The sequence below is a fragment of the Bacteroides sp. 14(A) genome, assembly GCF_000526555.1.
GTDB lineage: Bacteria > Bacteroidota > Bacteroidia > Bacteroidales > Bacteroidaceae > Bacteroides > Bacteroides cellulosilyticus.
In genome coordinates, this window is record NZ_JAGH01000004.1 from 829,519 (window position 1) to 847,787 (window position 18,269).

Sequence of the window (18,269 nt, forward strand, 5' to 3'; positions counted from 1 at the left end):
TTCATAGACAATATAAATAAAACTGGTGTTAATTGTTTCTGTCCCTCACCATAACTTCTCCATTCGCATTTATCATGCAATCGGAACTTTTTTTGTACACATACGCCTTTGCACTATCACTTTGCTTCACGTTCACCTTTGCATTATTATAAACCGACACGAACACCTTAGACATTCCCGAAACCTCTATCGAAACATCACAATCGTGTCTTACATATAATCTTGCAGCCGCAAACCCACCAAAAGAGATATTACCGGTGCATTTGCCGTTTAATACCCAAGTACCGTTGCCACCATTTACCACATTCACAACCTCATCCACGAATACAAGGTTGTCATTCAATATTTTCCTATCAAAGTAGGCTTTAATAAACTCCTTGTTTGGAAAGTCGTGTTTTTCAAAACAGAAATCACTTCCTTTCTTCCACATCTTAATCAGTTCGTCTTGGGTACGATCTTTCTCCCATTCACCCTGCCATTGTTGGCAGAGACCAAGCTCTATTGCCCGGTCTCTAAGTTTTTTATTTAGTTCGTTCATAATTACAATACTTTAAGTCTGCCAGACCCTTTATCTATTATTCGATTAAACATATCCCGTATTTCCTCTGCAAACTGTGCATTTCTTTCCGTATTTCTCGCTATCGCATTCAGTTGTTGCAACTGTGCCTGCGCTATTGCATTCATTTTAGGAAACTCCTCATTGAAAAACTTTTCCTGCAACATACGTTTTACACTAACGTCCTGCCGTATGGCATTCAAGTATGATCCGAGCAAGTCAGCAGTATCTTCCGTAACTCTTTGTATGTCTTTTGACAGACCGGAAGTGTCGCCATCTCCTGTAGCTGTCAATGCACCTCCAGTAGCCTTATTAAATGCTTCAAGAAATTTATCTGATGCTTCAAGCATTGCATTTCCTTCCGTATCAAAAAAGTTCTTTATAGTTGAAGCGGCAAGCTCTGTATTGTTGTTTAAGTCTTCAAAGTTCTCAAATACACCTCCTTTACCGTTTTCATCGCCAAACAGCTTCTTTTGTAGCTTTTCCATCATCGGAGCGATAACCATATTCTTCAGGATGGAATTAGCTACATCTTTCATTATATTGTTGACCGCTTTGTCAAAAGCTTCAGCCGCATCTTCTCCATTAGCAAAAGCATTAACAAGCGCATCGCTAAGTTGACCAGCCCATCCGTCAAAGTCTATTGCATACAACTCTTTCGCCAAATCCTCGATAAAGTAACGTATCTGACCATTTAATTCATTTATCTGTTGTTGATAATCAGCAATTTTTCCACTATCCGATTTCTTTTTGCTTTCTTCGTCACGGAGCTGCCCTTCAAGTTCCCTTCGTTGTGCCACGAGTGAAATATATTGAGCTTGATATGCTTGCAACGCATCTGTTCCGCCTATGCCTACATCTTCAAGTGCTTTCAGAACCTCTTTATCAGCTTCTACGGAGAAAAGTTTAATGTTTGTTCCGAAAAACTTGGATATTTTTTGGGCTGTAAGCTCTCCCTCTTTTATCTGTTCTTTCAAGTGCTCCGCATATCTACCACTATTTTTCAGCACCTCATATACGGTAGAATAACTTGTACTTAAAGAACTTCCACTCCTCTGTACCTGTTCATTCAATTGTTCGTACAGAGCAAGTTGTTGCTCAACCGCTCTTGTGCCTGTACCTCCAAATCTTTCTACAGAATCATTCAGATTATCATATGCAGCCTTTAAGTCCTCTACACGCTGTTTACTTCGTTCTATAGCCTTGTCTAACTTCTTATCGTGAATCTGGGCAATTCCGCTTATTAGACCTAAAGCCGCACCGGCTGCGGCTCCCCAAGGCCCTGCCGCTCCCAAGGCGGAAGTTATTCCCTGCATTGTTGAAGCACCGCCAACCGCACTTCCCATAACTCCTGCTGCATCGGAAAGACCTGAGCCAAGTCCAAGGTTTTCAAACACACCACCAAGGAAGTCGGCAGCATCTGCTAAAGCATCAAATTTACTTATTACGCCTTGTATTGCATCCGCCTGTTCTGCTTCTGCTGCTTTAAGCTGATTATTTGCGCTCTCCCTTCCTGCATCTGTTTTTGCGTTCTTCAATGCATTCCTTGCGTTTTTGATATTCGTGAAAGATTCTCCTAACGCCCTGAATGGATTACGCTCTGTCTGCTCACTCCTTAGTTTCCGAAGGGCTTCCACAAGTTCCTTTGTCTCTTCCACAGAAAATTTTTGGGAAGCAGCGAACTTTTCTACCTTATCAATCATGTCATCAAGAGTCGCATTTGAAACCCTATCCAAATCATCGAATATGCTTACCCAATCGGAAGACTCTTTAAACTGTTCAAAAGCTACGCTTCCTATCTCCTCATCAGCCTGCTTCTTACGCTCGGCAATCATCTTGTCAACATCTACACCACTGGATTCAAATTTATGGCGATTATTCTCTATCTCAGATAAATCATCATTCAACTTGTTTTCAATTTCCGTCACTTGTGTGGCATAGTCACGATATTTGCTCACAAGTTCAGCCAAGTTATCAGCCGTATCTTTTCTTAGCTGCATCATACCATCATTGTAGGCTTTCACGTATGGCTCTATCGACGAAATGCCAGCATCTTTCATTGATGCTTCATCCATTTTCAGAACATCCTCAAAAGATATCCCTTTTCCTTCTATGCCTTTTTCAATCTCCTCACGGAAGCCTTTCAGCATATCTGTTTCACCAACATTAAGTTCACCGAAAGCAAGCTGCATAGCAAACTTTTTATTCCCCGTTTTTTCTCGTATGGATTTAAATAAGTCCCACTTCCTTGTAGTATCATCAATGCTCTTCTGAATATTTTTCAGAATATTGTCAACTTCTTTTTTTAGGTTTTCTTGTTCATTCTTATCTAACTTAACTCCAACGGAAAGTGACAATTCTTTCTGTTTTTCAGTGTTACTAAGCTGTCCTTGAATGTATTTCCAAACGTTATTAGGGTTTTCAAGATCAAGTTTAAATCCGTATGCACCCGTAAACAAGCCGCCAAACTCTTTGTTACTTTTTACCCTGTTTGCAGCGGCATCCTTTCCTTCTAATTTGCTCCATTCCTTATAAGAGGAAAGGGCTTTGTCTATTAAATCTATACGATTTTTCCATAATTCGGCTATATAATCTTTATTTCTTTCTTTATCAGAAAATTTTTCTATTTCTCTTTGTGCATTTTTAATTGTCTCTGTAAGTTTGTTCCATCTTTCACTCCCAACTAAAGACACATCAAGAGCGTCTCTTGCTTCTTCGGCTTCTTTCTTTATTCTTTCCCAATGCGATTTATTTTTAACAGTTATACTTCCACCAGAAAGTAAACTAGCGATTTTATTATTTATATCCTTCAATGCGTTTTGTGCATTATTAAATCTTATCTGCACATCAATAGGGATAACATAAAATGCAGATTTTTTAAGTTTTTCTTGTTCTTTCTCCAAGACCAACTTAGCCGCATTAAATTCCTGAAGAATTTGCTCACGGCTACTCTTTGCTTCAATCAACCGTGTTTCAGCAGATTTAATATTTTCTTCTGCCTGTTTTTTAAGGCGAATATATTCTTCAAGCTGTTTATTTAATTCCTCTAACTCCTTTTGATAAGATAGATATTCCGATAGAGTAATACCACTTATCCCTTTTGGATGCATGTATTCTCCCATTGCTTTTTTTACCCTATCAATCTCCGAAATAATATGTTCGTAAGTTAATTTATCTCTTTCCTCATTGAGTTTCTTGTTTGCCTCAGTAAGAGAGGCAACAGCTAATTCTTCACGAGTATAGGCATTTGTCAAGGCGGGGGATAATGATTTCAGTTGTTCGTATGCTGATATTTGCGCATATTCTGTTTCCGTTTCATCTTGAATAACTCGTATAAGCCTATCAATCTTTGATTTCCTTTCATCAAGAACATTATTAAATCTTTCTTGTTCTTCTCTATGAAGCCTTACCGCCTTTTCGGCTGTTGTTTCTGCGTTTGCTAAATATAAGAGACCTCCTATTAGAGCACCTATTGCCACAGCGGCAATAGTGTAAGGATTAGCCGACATTGCAGAATTTAAAGCCCATTGTGCAACAGCCGCTGCCTTAGTAACTTTTATTCCTTTATTCAAGAATGTATAATAAGCCTGCATTTGTTGTATGGCAAAAGAGGATTTTTGAGCGGCATTCACAAGCAATATAGCCGTTCTATAAGCTCCGTAAGCCCCTATAACTCCCGTGAGCACCGGAAGCAACTCTTTCCAATGTTCCGTAAGTATCCTAACCATGTCAACGCTACCACCCAGCAAACTATTGTTCGCCTGCGCAATGTCAGCAAGCATAATCTGATAGGCATCCTTCAACTTTGCAAGCTTACCGGAAAGACTGTCAGATAACTTAGCCTGCATATTATAGAACTTTCCACCCTCATTAGTCAGATCGGTAAAAACCTCCTTAACCATCTCAAACGGAACTTCTCGGTTGCTTATCTTGTCGAATACCTCACCGACACTAACAACACGGTTTTCAAGTTGAGAGAACTTCTTTGCCAATTCATCCAGCAACGGAATTCCAGCCTCCGTAAACTGTCTTACTTCCTGCCCACGGAGAAAAGCCGCACTACGTACCTGCCCATAAGCAAGTATGATACGCCCCATATCCACACCAAGCCCGGCTGAAACATCCGCTAATCTCTTAGTGGTATCATAAAGCTCTTCATAAGGTATCTGGAAAGCCGCCAACTGCTTGGTATATCCAGCAAGTTGCTGGAAAGTGAACGGACTTTCAATAGCCAGATTCTTAATCTTTGAGAACATTGCATCAGCTTTGGCCCCATCACCAAGAATGGACTGCAACGCTATATGCTGCTTCTGGAACTCACCTCCAATCTCGATTAACTGAGTAGCAAACCTTTCCAACGTATAAATGGAGTACGTATTTGCTATCTGTCCCTGAAAACTTCTTACAATGCCGTCCTGAGATTTCAGACTCGCATTAGTTTTATCTAGCGCAGCCTTATGCCTTGTTTCAAGAGCCAAGGCCCTGTTCTTTTCTGCATTAAGCTTACCTTGCTCGGTCGCAAGCCTGTTTGCTTGGTTGATAACAGCTGTGAGATTTCCGCTTCTTATGGAGTTCAAGGCATTTGTCATACCTGCACTTGAAGACTTGGCTCTCTCCAACATATGTATATATTGCCTAAGCTGTTCAATACCTTGTTCAGTCTTTGGCCCTGCAATCCCGCCTATCTTAGAGTGGAGAGAAAGCCTTTGCATGGCATTATCGGCTCTTTGTATAGCCGAAGTTATACGTACCAAGTCGTTTATGCGCCTATTGTCAGCCGCCTGCTGAGCCTTCTGCGCTTGCTGCTGAGCCTTTTCGGAAGCTCGCTGTTGAGCCTGTTGTGCTTTAGCCAGCCTTTCTTGCTCTTGGGCTGCCCTTATAGCCATCCGTTGTTGTATTTCCAATGCCCTTTGTGCCCGTAGATCACTTGCGCTTGTCGGCTGATTTATGTTAGCATTCGCAAGAGCCTTTCTTACCTCATCGGCAACCTTGGCTTTGTCCACCACCACATCAATCTTGAAAGTCTCTTCACTCAAAGCATTAGATATACTCTTGCGCAAAATATCTTTATCCGATATAATCTGTGCCTTTCCACCAGTTCCTGAACTTGTAGCTACATCAACCTTGATTGACCTTCCTTTCTCTCTAATTTTGTTCAGAACCTCGTCAACCGCTTTTTCACTCACGTCAACGCCTATCTTTATGTTCAGCTTCTCTTCCAGCTTAGCCTTTATCTTGGATATATCAGCATCCGTCATATCCTTCAGATACAACGAGTAAAACAATGAACCCAAATTTGCCATCTCTGTGCTTCCTCCTATATTTTATTGCCCAACTTAAAACCACTCAAATCAAGCGTTACGCCCGCACCATTTTTGCCGTACTTCTCTTCCCACTTCTCCGCACGTACCATCACGTCCAAAGCGTCAGCCCGCTTGAAGTTATCTCCATGTTTACCTTTATCCTTACCCTTGCTTCTGCCATTCCCGTACACCGTTATTGGGCAGTCACAAGCCATAAGCTCAATCTGTGCCGCTGTATAAGCATCATAATACCCCCACATCGGCACAGTCCAAAGCCCCCAGAACAGCCTTAGGGGTTCGGTGAGACAGGGGTGCTTTTCCCCGATTGCCCACGCTGCGCCATAAAACTCTCTTGACGGATACGATTTACTTCCTCCCTCGTCATCGACTTTATCGTGTCCCTCATCTCGGTCAGATATATTGTAATCAAGAAATAGTCTTCCAGTTGTGCTTTTTTTTTACACATATCCACAAGCGGAAGAAGCTCCTTATCGCTGTACTGCTTTACGTAATAGAACCACCGCCATAAGAGCCAATAGAAAAATTTTATTTTGAAATATCCATTCAACACCAATGCAGCAGCGCACTTTGCCGAAACCTTGTCTTCTTCTTTTTCTTCCAAAAGAATGTCCGTCACTTTACGCCTGGTACGGTTTCTCATCCAGCTTATACTGAATTTTCTGCCCCTTATCTTTACTATGTCTTTCTTGTTCTCAACAATTGAATTCAGAGCTTTTTCCTGCTCTGTAGTGGCTTCTTCCACTGTCTTTTTCTTTGCCATAAATAAATTTTTAAAAGAAGAAAGGCGGCGGCACACATACGCCACCGCCTTTAAACAGATATTCAATCACATGAAATAGGTACTCTTTATCCCTCGGAATCTTCAGTCTTCTCCAAAATGAATATTTCCACTTCTTCCGAATTTGCTTTGGGTGTTACGGTCACATTGAAGTATGCAGGGTTATCACCGTCAGCGGCAACCAGTGAAGAATACATTTCCACTTTAGGAAGTATGATTATAGTGCTTCTATCATTGCTTGGGAATATGAGAGAACCCAAAACCTTTTTGGGATTCATACTATATCCCTTGCCTTTATAAGTACTTCCGTCAATTAGACCGGAAGCGGCATTAACTGAAACATCCGCACCCGCAGCGGTCTTTACAGTACCCATGAGCAATTCATTTATTTTTCCCGCTACGGAGGCTATTTGCAAAGAGATGTCACTGTCGCCTTTTACAGCCTTTGAAGTCCATATTCTTCCCGTTGTCAATTTAATCTCTGTCACGTCAGCAGCTCCTGTGTCAAAGGAAATACCGTCTTCCAGCACTGGAAGCTCCATGTCCACAGTCAGAGCAGAAGCCGCAAGGTCGGTGGATTTTATTTCGGTACTTTTGTAATAAACCTCTTCAATGTCATTAAACAAAGTTTCAAGAGATGAAAGTTTGTCTGTAATAGTCATTCCTGCCATATTATTTTCTCCTATAATTTTTTATAATTCATTTGTATAACTATCCGTTGTGTTCACTATCAGTTTTGCCTGAACGAACCAGACTGTAAAGCCCAGCCCGTCATCTCCTTTCATAACCACGCGAGGCTTCGTCACCGAATACCTTCCGCCTTTCATGGGAAACTTCTCCATGAGAACGTCCGCCATTTCCTGCAACCGCTTTGTGTAAGCTACACCGTTTGCCCTGTTTCTAGCCATCAACTCAAACCGCATTGTAGTACTCTGGTATGCGTTCTGATCGTCCCACGAAACAGGAAACGAAACCACTACCATATCTTCCATCTGTTTCTGGGTAGCGGGCCTGTGTTCAGGAAATACATTCCTGCTCACGTCCGTTACGTTAGCACAGACATCTTTAAGAATATCGCTTATATAGTATCTCGTCACGTGTGCCATTTATTCTATCGGTCTTAAACTTTGGGCCAGAACCCTCGGAGAAATTTGAAAGGTCTCGGTCAGAACATTCAAGCCATACATGTCTTCCAGAAAATCGGAATACTCAGTTCCTGTACATATTACTATACCGTAACCCTTATAGACTTCCGGTTTGTAAGTCGTAAGAAACCTCTTGGCTGTGGTATATCCATACATCTTGTCTGTTTCAACCACATCTTTCAGCCTTACAATCCTTTCTCTTCCTGTCATGTATTCCTCCACAATCGCAACACCATCCTTTTTGTAGCTCAATTTCCTTCGGGTAGGATTAGGAAGATGATCCATATCTTTCAATGCAATCGTTCTTGCCAGTTTTCCTTTCTTGAAAATACCTACCATGTAAGAAGTGATAGTGTTTCCTGTAAGGTTTTGAAACTCCTTTGAAAACTCTGCGTCCACAAGTAACTTGTAAGAAGCATTCGTCAGAACGTCCATCATCTGTGTGTCCATCAGTTTCTTGAACGTCTTGAATCCTTCATTCAGAGCTTTCGTGTTCGTTCCCATATCCTTAGTTGCTAGCCATATTGAAATAAAACGTACTTCCCATTTCAGACGGGGCAAGGTCAGATATAACGTTTTTCGTAAATGTACCGCTGTAATCCGTAAAGTCTATAAAGTCACCTTTATTCACTCCAAGTATCAAACCTGGAACGTCCACAGCGTAATCACCTTTCAGCACATTATCAGTCTTGAAAGTACGAAGACTGTTGCTTCCATACTTCATACACTTACCCTCGTACAAAACCATTTCATTCCCGTCATTGAAAGAAGTTTCTCCCTCCATCCGGTAAATCTTGCACGTATGCGGAAAGCTTGGATTATTTACTTTCGCCATATCCTCATCCCCCTTGCAGTCATTCTGATAGTTGAACCTGTAGTATTCTCTCCATACCGCTTGTAGATGTCGTTAGCCATTGCGCGAAGGTTTCGTTTGTCGAATGCGGAACTCTGCGTTCCACCTTCCTTATGTTTCCAAACGCCATGGCTATCCTCTATGCTTCCCTTCACGCTTGGAGTGCTTGCGCACCACATATAAAGGTCAGCTTTGCACAACTCTTTTGTCCGTTTGTCAAGTTCCGTCACATCTGTACCCGGAAGGAGGCCACGGTCTATTAGTATAGTGCTTATAGCGCTATCGTCTACATCAAACCCGACACAACCACGGAGATAACCTTCAATGGTTGTGTCAAGTACTACTGTATTTTGAGAATTATCATTCATTTCACTTTGCCTTTAAGCTGTAACAGTATAGATACACATATACTGCGGCATCTGCGGAACACAAAGGACCGCCATTTCGCTCTCTATGTACATCGTTCTTGTCTTGCTCTCGTATCTCTGTGTCAACAGCGTACGGCCTCCGTCAAACCATGCGATTCTCTCCGTTGGGTCATCAGCAAGTACAATCGGCTGTACGGCCTTAATAGTACCCAATTGACCGTCCGGTACGAATGATACATTCAACGGATCGAAATTCTCGATATTAACAGGCTTGATTTCTTTTGCGTCTTCGTCGAATTTCTCTACAGCCGCAATGCTGTCTCTCGGAACGATAGGACAACCCACCAAAGCTTCGAAAGCCGATTTTTTGGCTTCATCACTCATGTTCTGTGCATATTGTGCACCTACAGTATCAGGCTTGGTAGCACTGGCCGCTTGCGGATATAAGGACAATCCGATACGTGACAGTACCTTAGTGTGAGTCAATAAATCATCCCAAAGATCACTGGCTATTTCAAAATGCCCATTAGGGAATCCGAGCTTTCTCATCGCTTTTCTCTTGTTCTTTAAGAACAGGATAGGATCGGAAGTAGAGCCTTCGTTTGCAGGCAAATGGTCAGAGGTGGTCCACCATCTTGCTGTACCCGTAAGAGTTTCCTTGTTTGCAGAAGGTACACCAAAGTCAAAGGTAAGTCCCTTCAAGCCTCTCGGATTATTCTCCAAGTCAATGGTAAACTGTCCTTTGGAAACGATACGCATACGTTGATGTGTCAACGCATTTCTGTTACCCGCAAGCAGCTTGTCCGTACTGTCAAACATAAGATTTCGGATAGAATCTCTAGCTCCTTGCGTCATAGCAGCTTCTCCAAAACGTTGGATCATTATCATCTGCTCGCGTAACATCTTGGCACTGATTGGATAACGGTGCTTCTGGGTAGGAATCTTGTTTGAACCGATGTTGAATTTGCCGAAACTTTTGTCAAGTCCTTCGGAAGCTTCATCAACATATACGGGTAACGTTGCGATATTAAGTGAACTGATTAGCTGTTCATAGGTATAATCAAGCTGGATTTCATTATCCCAGTCAAAACCGTCCACATTAAGCACATTGTACTTATCATTGAAACGGTCTACGAAACTTTGAAACTGAGCGTTTCCAAGTCCGAAAGTCAGTAGATCATAATAGTTCTTCACATTTGTTCTCATCTGTTTACCTCCTTATTTTTCGTGAATGGGAACAATCATCGGCAGTACCGCTAATACCTCATCGGGAATTTCTTCTGCCAGACGGTCAATATAAATCTCTCCTGCAAAAACTACTGCGCCCGTAGCATACGGAGACTCCAGGTCCGCATCTACATACACGTCATGGTACAGAAGCCCCTTTATGGTGGAAGGTTCTACAGTACCGGACTCTTGTGTGGCAGTTTTTACTTCGCTCGCCTTGACAATGGTAATTTCACCTTTTGCCTGGTCGAACTTGCACATTGAGCCGGAAGGTATGACAGAGCCTATATAGGTAGAGATATTCTTAATATTTCCACCTACAGGAAACTGCCCTTTCACTTCGTGCCAAATGTTTTTGCCGCCCCCATATTCCTTGGAGGTCTTGCCAAATACATTTCCTAGTGTACTCATTTCTTAATGGATTTTAGTTTTACTTCTTTTCAGGGAATTTCCCCTCTTTCGCTTTGCGATTGAAAAAATCATCAAGCTCCTTCTCGTACTCCTTGCTATCGGGTGAAGCGGTTCCTCCACCACCATAAGGAGTGGCACCTTCTCCAAGATAGGATTTGAGGCGCTCTTCGTATAGCTTCTTGGCTGATTCGGTCAGCTGGGTATCATCCATGCCATCCGCAATTTCCACCATTTTCACTACATCGTTCCAAAGTGACTTGTTAGATACTTTCAACTCTTGCCCCTTTTCCAAAACCGAGTTTCTCAGCATGTCCATGGAAGATTTTTTCTTCTCATCGGCAAGTGCTTTTTCCAGGGCTTCCAGACGCTTGGTTATCGCATCGTCAGCTAAGGGAGTAGTATTGGGCTTCGGATTGGGATTTTGTGGGGATGCAAAGTTTTTCTTCGCTTCCTCCACTGCTTCGGCAACATCATGGTTGTACTGCCCTTCAAGGGTTTTCAGCACCTCTGTATGCAATGCCCAATAAGCATCGTCCGGTTCTGTCCCCTCTGAGGGCAAATGTTTTCCCACGTATGTTTCCAGTGTTTTCTGAGAGAAACTAGTTTTTCCAAGCTTCTCAGTCAGAGTGGATAAGATTTTTTCTTTTTCCATAGGTTTTGAATAAAAAATAGAGCTGCATCAGAGGTTTTTCCTCCAATACAGCTCTATCGGCTTTATATATTTAAAATTCTTATTTCGTTCCTGTCACATCAACTTTGATATAACTCCTGCATCGCCTGCATTGAATACGAAGCATGATTACTCCATTCAAGTATCTGACTTCACCCATTTTTTGTCCACATATCGGGCATGTAACCATTTGTAATGTTTCTTCCTTTATACAAGAGTCATCTAATGAAGTCCTTACTTTTATCATACTTTACTGATTATGTTGCAAATATAAAAAGCTTATTGCAAATTTCAAACAAAAAATACGTTTATTTTCTATGAAAGTTTAGATAATATACATATATTTGCAAATATAACCAAGCCAAAGAGCTGTATTAGTGAGCATTATTGCCCGCCGATACAGCTCTTTTTTCGTGTATATGGAACTGATAGACAAAAAGTTGACAACAAAAGATGGATGTGAGGTGCTGGATTGCGATTATGTTCAATCTCTTCGCGATACAGACAAGAAACGTCCTAATCACTTAAAAATAATAGCTCAACTTGGAGGACAGGAAAAGCTTCTGTCCACCAACGCCGACATAACCATATACGGAGGAATGAGGGGCGGGGGAAAAAGCTACGCCTTACTTATGGAGGCCCTAAAGGACGTTAAGAATAAATTCTTTCGTTCCGTTGTCATGCGCCACGAGATAAACGACCTTTCCGATATTATAGAAACGTCATACCAGATATATGTCCAGTACGGAAAATACAACAAATCCAAGAATGATATGACATGGAACTTCGACAAAGGCGGTTTCCTCGAGTTCTCTTACCATGCCGACAGCGTTGAGGACTTCAAGACACGATTTCAGGGGCATCAATATTCTTACGTAGGCGTTGATGAAATAACGCACATGGACTACCCTAAGTTCAAGTATATGATTACCTGTAACCGTAACGCGTTTCATATACGTAACCGGTTCATAGGCACATGCAACCCCGATCCGGACAGCTGGGTAGCTAAATTTATAGAATGGTGGATAGGCGATGACGGATTTCCAATACCTGAAAGAGACGGAGTAGTACGATATTGTTTCATGGACGGGGAAAACGTAAGCAGCATCTACTGGGGAGACACCCGGGAAGAAGTATATCAGCAATGCCGGGAGATAATCGACAAATATTACAAGCCGGAATATGCGGAATACGGCTCACCACAAGAACTTTTTATAAAGTCAGTGGCATTTATTGAAGGAAAACTTTCCGACAACAAGCAGCTTCTCCGATCAGACCCCACCTATCTTGCCAACCTCGCCAACCAATCCGAAGAACAGCGTGCCCGTGATCTCGACGGCAACTGGAAATACCGCTCAGTAGGTGACGATATGATAAAGCTTCAGCACATGGAAAACTTCTATCATGCCCCTTATAAGCAAGGCGATAATGTCCGCAGGGTGTCATGTGATGTGGCTTTTGAAGGAGGTGACAACATGGTGATGGTGCTATGGGTGGGATGGCACATTCAGGACATATACGTATGTCAGTTCAATTCCCGAATGGCAGTCAATGCAGTAAAATCAAAACTCAATGAATGGCATGTGAGAGAAGAGAACTTCACATATGACCTCAACGGTTTGGGACAAGCATTCAAAGGATTTTTCCCGAAAGCGATACCGTTCAACAACCGTGAAGCTGTCACCGATGAGTTCAAGGGAATTTACGCCAACCTCAAATCACAAGCTGCATATCTTTTTGCCGATAAACTTATTAACTGCGAAATTTCAATAAACGAAAATCTGATAGACAAGAAATTTAACGGCACACCGCTTTCCCTCATTCTTAACAAAGAAAGAAAAGCTATAAGACAAAGCATAAACGAGGCTGACAAAGGTTTCTCACTCATAAAGAAAGTGGAAATGAAATCCATTGTAGGACACTCACCGGACTTCATTGAAGCCATGCTTATGCGTATGATATTTGAAATAAAGAAAACCGCTCACGTAAAACCAAGATTAGCCAGAATAGTCAGACCATTTAACCGCTATAGAAGATGAATACCAAAGAAGTAAAAACTAAAAGACCGTGGAAGAAAATACTTCCCAACGGAAATTCTCATGGCACTTTTACAGCATCCACAGAGGTGCCTATGCCTTTTGATGACATAGCTTTCAGCATAGTGACACAAGCGGATTTTCTCCGTGAATATTATCCAAGCGGCCATGCCATAAATGATCCTACGGTATATCCGGATATCACTCGTGAGGAACTTGTACCTGTACTTGATGCGGAAGGAAATGATACCGGAAAAACGAAAAGCCGTTACTATACTGAATTTGTTCCCCGATACGCATTTGCTTTCCAGCAAATAATCAAGATAAAGCAGATGGTGCATCTGTGCGGAAACGACATACAGTTTGAACTATGCAGTCCTAAACCTTCTCAGAAAGATATGGATATATTTAACATATACCGTGAAGGATGGCTGAAAAAAAACATGGAAATAGCTTTTTTTGATGCTGCAAATTCCGTAAAGACCACAGGAGATACGGCTTTTCTTGGATATTTAGACAATGGAGTGTTCGGGCATAAGGTATTGTCGTTTGCCAATGGAGATACACTCTATCCGCATTACGACTCAATCACCGGAAAACTTCGCCTCTTTGCCCGCTCGTTTAATGATACCGACAATAACGGAGGAACGACAACGGAATGGTTGGAAGTATGGGATAAAACTTATATGTACCGTTTCAAACGCAACGGAGAAGCCGCAAAGACATTTAAGGACAAGATTCTTGGTCTCTTTGGAGTAGATGGATATTCTTTAGTAGAAAAACGCCCACATGGGTTCCCTTTCATTCCTGTGGCCTACCATCGAGACGAAGACGGAGCTTGTTGGAGTGCATCTCAAGACAGCATAGATGCTTACGAAATGTCATTTTCGCAAATGGCACATAACAACCAGGCATTTGGAGAGCCAACCCTTGTGTTTCAAGGTGAAGGAGATAGGCTTGATGCTCAATATGATGCTAACGGTACAATTAAGACGCTTTCAATGGGTACAGATGATAAAGTGTCCTATTTAAGTGCCCAAAGCGCATCTGAAAGTTACATGAAGCAACTCGATACGCTCTACAAGATGATATTTACCCAATCTTTCATAGTTGAACCTCCAGAACTAAAATCAGGAGATTTACCGGCGGCAGCATTAAAAATCCTCTATTCTCCGGCTGTTGAGAAAGCTATGAACGATGCTCCCAAATACCAAAAGTTCCTTGATGACATGGTAGCCATATTCTCCTATGGTTACGGAATGGAAATGAAAAAGACCATCGATTTTACCAATCTCAATATGAAATGGTGGATAGAGCCGTATGTACATGTGAACACGTCCACTGTCATTTCTGACCTTGCAACTGCTGTACAAAATGGTTTCTGTTCCAGACAAACTGCATCCGAACGTATAGAAACTTTATATACCACTAATGGAGAATGGGACAGGATCGTCCGGGAAAAGAAAGAAGAACAGCAAGCCGACCTTCTCTTTGAACTAAAGACAGCTAAAGCGAATAAGACAGAAGGAAACCAAGTCACCGTAGAAGAGGGAGTGAAAGCCTAATGAGATATCCGTCAGACAGAGAAATAGAGGAAGCGAAGGATTATATCCGCCAGAGGCTGCAAGCTGAAAAAAGCATGGGGAGAAATCTCCGTACCGCTATGCTCCGTGCTGCTGAAAGAATAATATCCATATCCCACAAATACGGCATACCTCCAAAGATGTTCCGCTTTTCCTTAGACCTGAATCTGAAGCACGAGGTGGAAGCTGTCATTTCTGATTTGCGAGCCACTATCGAAGACTACACTTCAACCCTTTCTGTAGCCACTCACAATGATAAGGAAGAAGAGATATTAGCATATATCACACGCAACTCATACGGAAAAACATTTGGTGAACGTAACGCCATATATGCCAACCGATACAAGTATGAGCTGGAAGCCGCCATCGCCGCATCTATGCTTGCGGGAACATCGAAAGCTGCCACCCTTCAACTCATATCCAAAAACCTGGAACACCCGTACGACAATCCAGACTTTATAGAAGCAGTCAAAGCAGGAGATATGAACGCCACACGCATACGGACCGATAGTATAAGCTACGGGATAGGACGAACCAATAGCAGTTTCACGGCCCTCCGTAATCTGACCGTATTTGCGGTGGCAGAAGGTTGGATGAAATATTGGTACCTATCGGGAACAGAGAAGGGCGCAAAAGGTTTTATTACTTTCCGATCCAGTAGCTTTCCCTGCCAGACATGTGACGAATATGCTATGCGGACTCATCCTATGTCAGACCCGTATCCACCACTTCACAATAATTGCGTATGTGGAATGGCGTTTATCTATTAACCTAAAATACAAGAAAATATGCTCAAATATTCAAAACGATTCATTAACGAAACCAAGAGATACAACATATCCGTATTGGAACGCGCAATGGCAGACATGATAATGATGGGCTGGGATGCTACTGAAGCTTTTATTGCTACCGGCCAGTACAAGCCTACCCTTGCCGATGAATGGAACAAGCAGCAGATAGACAAGATCATCAACGACCCCAACATTCTTACCTATATGCAATCTAAGCAAAAGGCAATTCGATTGGGACGTTTCAAGAAAATACCGACCTCGTGCGATAAGGACGAGAAAGAAGAAACCGAAGATGATTTTACCGGAAAGTTCCGCGACAAGAACGAAGTTCTCAATGCCCTCGTCGCCACAGTCAAAGACCTAAAAGGCCAAAGACCGCGCTGATGTTCTTATGAAAATAGCCGACCTCCAGCAGATGAAAAAGGAAGAAACAATAGAAAGAAGACAATACCGGTCCATTTCTATCTTCCAATACCTCCCTGGTAAGTCATGCCTCTCTATACATGAAAGCTAAAAAACAAGAAAGCACAGCCTGGAACAAAACAATGAAGAAGGATAGCTTATCCGTAACCGGAAAAAGTTTAGGGGCACGGGTGTACATAGAATACCTCCCCGTGGCCCCTCTTTATTATTTTCATTCGATAAAATTACCTGCTATTTTTAAAATAGCCACACACCCAATCACAAGAACTATCAGAGAATCAGTGGCGGTTACAATTCTGTTATCGCAGCCCCACTTGGCTCCAAATTAACAGGATTGAATAAATATGGGTTATCATACAGATACATCTTGCCTTGCTTGGTCAGCCTTATACCACATACTTTGCCCATTGGTAAGGGAACGAGCATTTCAACAAGGCCTGCCTTTTTAGAGAGCTTGCAGCTAGCGCATATTTGTCCATACGGGAATATCACTAGGGTACATCCGTAAAATCCCTGGCCGTCAAGCATCCGCAAACACTTTTTTTTTCCGGTCTTAGACAGCTTTATATCCGTTCCCATTTCACTTTCATAGTTTAACCCTCAAGTTCCACTACATACCTAAAATCCGTCCTCTTTTCCATGTTGTCATATACAGGTTGCCGGATAAACCCTATTTCATCCACAATAAGCCCCGTATTCCTCTCATACGTAGTCATCATACCGGAAATGTCCTTCTCAATTTCCGCTTTCAGGGCTTTCGCTTTTTCTATTTCCCCCATTTTCTCCCTCCATTTCCTTTTTCATCTCATATTTAGTACGTTCCTCCGCAAGAATTTTGGCATCTTCCTCGTCACTGACCGATTCGGCTTTCACGCGATCAATAGCCCGTACAACAACTTGAACTACATCATTCTGAAACTCAGCGTCAAGAAGTGTAGCAACAGCGAATACGTTATTGAAAATAACACCTACGCCCGACTTGTCCTCCTTCAGCACATTGTCAAGCAGTCCATACATCATGCTGTCAATCCTATACATGAATCTGAATATGCCGCCCGAAGCACGAACCTCCATGAAATCTACTCCGTCCATCTCCACCTTTTCGACAATCCAGTTGCCAATCTGTAACTTTTCTCCGTCTTTCATAAACTATTATTTATATAATTAATAATTCTATACTCTACATCGTTCCCCTGTATATTTACATATAAAGGAGTATTAAAATACTTGTCATCTATAAACCCATCCTTTGTCAGGAGCTTTTCAATAAATGTTCTCCTTAAGAAGCTACCACCGTGAGGCACTACTATAATGCCCCCATTCTCCGATTCTATTTTCAAGAAAATATCCGATTGCTCTTTCTCTGAAAACCCACTTATATCCGTGACTCCATATTTTACAGCCAATGAACCTATATTGTATCCGTATTTTACGCTATCGGAATGACAATATTGAGTAAACAATCCTATATTGTATATAGTTATCATACCTTGTCTATATTAAAGTTCTACATATCCTCCGCGTCATACTCCACGTCCCCGTTAATACCCGTCAAAAATCCATGTCCATGTCAGATACAATAGGAACAGGAGTCTTCAATTCCTTCTCGTTACATCCGAAAACCTTGTAAATAATGCCCTTGGAATCCCTTCTCCTGCTCATCTTACCGAATCCCAGTTTCGTAAGCTGCTTTCCAAAGTCCTGCATGCTTACACTTTCAAAGCCGTTGGCTTCCGCATAACGCACCATATCGTTATACATGTCTGAAGACCTTAACCACGTGAATAACTCGCCCTTGGCATTGGCGGAAGGTCTTACCCCCGCGTGCAAAAGCCCAAGAGAAAGTTATGTTGCTTTCCCCCATTACTATAAGCTTCTGCTTCTCCGAGTTCTCGCTCTTCGGAAAGACAAACCTTCTTTGCTTTAAATATTTCCCGCCTCTGATAATCCAATTCAATATACCAGGATATTCCTGCTTCAAATCATCTGCAAGATGCTTGTTCTGCATCTCTTCTGGGATGACATTCTCAAACATCACATACAAGAAACGCCTGAAATATCCATAGCTCGTATCCGAAGCCTTCGGGAGATTGTTCATGTTGAA

At 42.0% G+C, this 18,269-nt stretch carries 20 protein-coding genes and 1 pseudogene; 4 read left to right on the forward strand and 17 right to left on the reverse strand.

Annotated elements, in window-relative coordinates; genetic code table 11:
- Positions 1-28: 28 nt before the first annotated feature.
- From K429_RS0122540 to K429_RS29545, 12 genes are all read right to left on the reverse strand, one after another.
- Positions 29-538, reverse strand: a complete 510-nt coding sequence (locus K429_RS0122540; protein WP_029328153.1) for a hypothetical protein — start codon at positions 536-538, stop codon at positions 29-31.
- Positions 539-540: 2 nt separating this feature from the next.
- Positions 541-5,814, reverse strand: a complete 5,274-nt coding sequence (locus K429_RS0122545) for a tape measure protein (RefSeq protein WP_155923461.1) — start codon at positions 5,812-5,814, stop codon at positions 541-543.
- A 59-nt stretch (positions 5,815-5,873) separates the two neighbouring features.
- On the reverse strand, positions 5,874-6,119 hold the full coding sequence (locus tag K429_RS0122550; RefSeq protein ID WP_029328156.1) for a hypothetical protein: 246 nt from the start codon (positions 6,117-6,119) through the stop codon (positions 5,874-5,876).
- Between the two features lie 29 nt (positions 6,120-6,148).
- Positions 6,149-6,640, reverse strand: a complete 492-nt coding sequence (locus K429_RS0122555; protein WP_029328157.1) for a hypothetical protein — start codon at positions 6,638-6,640, stop codon at positions 6,149-6,151.
- 86 nt (positions 6,641-6,726) lie between these two features.
- Positions 6,727-7,329, reverse strand: coding sequence for a hypothetical protein (locus tag K429_RS0122560; protein ID WP_029328158.1), 603 nt, complete (start codon positions 7,327-7,329; stop codon positions 6,727-6,729).
- Between the two features lie 21 nt (positions 7,330-7,350).
- On the reverse strand, positions 7,351-7,755 hold the full coding sequence (locus K429_RS0122565; protein WP_155923441.1) for a hypothetical protein: 405 nt from the start codon (positions 7,753-7,755) through the stop codon (positions 7,351-7,353).
- A 9-nt stretch (positions 7,756-7,764) separates the two neighbouring features.
- Complete coding sequence (locus K429_RS0122570) at positions 7,765-8,307, reverse strand: hypothetical protein (RefSeq protein WP_029328159.1); 543 nt, start codon at positions 8,305-8,307, stop codon at positions 7,765-7,767.
- Between the two features lie 4 nt (positions 8,308-8,311).
- The gene (locus tag K429_RS0122575; protein WP_029328160.1) at positions 8,312-8,638 is read right to left on the reverse strand and encodes a hypothetical protein; all 327 of its coding nucleotides are present in this window, start codon (positions 8,636-8,638) and stop codon (positions 8,312-8,314) included.
- A complete protein-coding gene (locus K429_RS0122580) occupies positions 8,626-9,024 on the reverse strand; it encodes a hypothetical protein (protein ID WP_029327667.1) in 399 nt (132 codons plus the stop codon). Before K429_RS0122580 ends, K429_RS0122575 begins: the two co-directional genes overlap by 13 nt.
- Before the next feature lie 12 nt (positions 9,025-9,036).
- The gene (locus K429_RS0122585) at positions 9,037-10,230 is read right to left on the reverse strand and encodes a major capsid protein (protein ID WP_029328161.1); all 1,194 of its coding nucleotides are present in this window, start codon (positions 10,228-10,230) and stop codon (positions 9,037-9,039) included.
- 12 nt (positions 10,231-10,242) lie between these two features.
- On the reverse strand, positions 10,243-10,662 hold the full coding sequence (locus K429_RS0122590; RefSeq protein WP_029328162.1) for a hypothetical protein: 420 nt from the start codon (positions 10,660-10,662) through the stop codon (positions 10,243-10,245).
- A gap of 19 nt (positions 10,663-10,681) precedes the next feature.
- Positions 10,682-11,314 (reverse strand): hypothetical protein, encoded by a 633-nt coding sequence (locus K429_RS29545; protein ID WP_029328163.1) that lies wholly within the window; start codon positions 11,312-11,314, stop codon positions 10,682-10,684.
- 437 nt (positions 11,315-11,751) lie between these two features.
- On the opposite strand from K429_RS29545, the gene K429_RS0122600 reads away from it, so the two are divergent.
- The 4 genes from K429_RS0122600 to K429_RS0122615 are packed head-to-tail and all read left to right on the forward strand — an operon-like array spanning position 11,752 to position 16,126.
- Positions 11,752-13,371: a terminase large subunit domain-containing protein gene (locus K429_RS0122600; RefSeq protein ID WP_029328164.1), complete on the forward strand. Its 1,620-nt coding sequence runs from the start codon at positions 11,752-11,754 to the stop codon at positions 13,369-13,371.
- The gene (locus K429_RS0122605; RefSeq protein ID WP_029327672.1) at positions 13,368-14,933 is read left to right on the forward strand and encodes a phage portal protein; all 1,566 of its coding nucleotides are present in this window, start codon (positions 13,368-13,370) and stop codon (positions 14,931-14,933) included. The genes K429_RS0122600 and K429_RS0122605 overlap by 4 nt, the downstream gene beginning before the upstream one ends.
- Positions 14,933-15,721: a hypothetical protein gene (locus K429_RS0122610; RefSeq protein ID WP_029327673.1), complete on the forward strand. Its 789-nt coding sequence runs from the start codon at positions 14,933-14,935 to the stop codon at positions 15,719-15,721. The genes K429_RS0122605 and K429_RS0122610 overlap by 1 nt, the downstream gene beginning before the upstream one ends.
- A gap of 18 nt (positions 15,722-15,739) precedes the next feature.
- Positions 15,740-16,126, forward strand: a complete 387-nt coding sequence (locus tag K429_RS0122615; protein ID WP_029328165.1) for a hypothetical protein — start codon at positions 15,740-15,742, stop codon at positions 16,124-16,126.
- A gap of 632 nt (positions 16,127-16,758) precedes the next feature.
- Here K429_RS0122615 and K429_RS0122625 read toward each other — a convergent pair.
- The 5 genes and pseudogenes from K429_RS0122625 to K429_RS30725 form a co-directional block, all read right to left on the reverse strand.
- Complete coding sequence (locus K429_RS0122625; protein ID WP_029328167.1) at positions 16,759-16,944, reverse strand: hypothetical protein; 186 nt, start codon at positions 16,942-16,944, stop codon at positions 16,759-16,761.
- Positions 16,901-17,311, reverse strand: coding sequence for a hypothetical protein (locus K429_RS0122630; protein WP_029327677.1), 411 nt, complete (start codon positions 17,309-17,311; stop codon positions 16,901-16,903). The genes K429_RS0122625 and K429_RS0122630 overlap by 44 nt, the downstream gene beginning before the upstream one ends.
- Entirely contained in the window at positions 17,308-17,652 is a 345-nt protein-coding gene (locus K429_RS0122635; protein ID WP_029327678.1) for a hypothetical protein, read from the reverse strand. Before K429_RS0122635 ends, K429_RS0122630 begins: the two co-directional genes overlap by 4 nt.
- Before the next feature lie 64 nt (positions 17,653-17,716).
- Complete coding sequence (locus K429_RS0122640) at positions 17,717-17,926, reverse strand: hypothetical protein (protein WP_029328168.1); 210 nt, start codon at positions 17,924-17,926, stop codon at positions 17,717-17,719.
- A pseudogene (locus tag K429_RS30725) lies at positions 17,919-18,269 on the reverse strand (hypothetical protein); the annotation flags it as partial. The gene K429_RS0122640 and the pseudogene K429_RS30725, both read right to left, overlap by 8 nt.